The organism is Halomonas marinisediminis, from assembly GCF_004347715.1.
Classification (GTDB): domain Bacteria; phylum Pseudomonadota; class Gammaproteobacteria; order Pseudomonadales; family Halomonadaceae; genus Halomonas; species Halomonas icarae.
The window spans coordinates 1-349 of the sequence record NZ_SLTR01000092.1; the positions used below are offsets into that span (position 1 = coordinate 1).

The following is a 349-nucleotide window of genomic DNA, read 5'->3' on the forward strand; positions in this document are numbered from 1 at the left end:
GTGGTATTTCGACGAGATCTATGACGCGGTCTTCGTGAAGCCTTCCAAGGCGATCGGGCGGTTCCTCTGGACCAAGGGGGACGGGGCGACCATCGACGGCGGCATCAACGGGCTCGCGATGGGGATCATTCCGTTCTTCACGCGGCTCGCGGGCCGGGCGCAGTCGGGCTACCTCTTCCACTATGCCTTCGCCATGGTGCTGGGCATCACGATCCTGGTCACCTGGATGATGATCGGGGGCGGAGCAGAGTAATGGACAACCTCCTTTCCATCATCACCTTCATTCCTGCGGTCGCGGCCCTGCTCCTGGCGCTGTTCCTGCGCGGCGATGACGAGGCCGCGCGGCGCA

Annotated in this window: 1 protein-coding gene; it reads left to right on the top strand. The window is 63.9% G+C overall.

Annotation, left to right across the window (positions count from 1 at the left end):
• Positions 1-253 (top strand): hypothetical protein (locus E0702_RS15950; RefSeq protein WP_240721789.1); only part of this gene is annotated, 253 nt, incomplete at its 5' end.
• Positions 254-349: the final 96 nt, after the last annotated feature.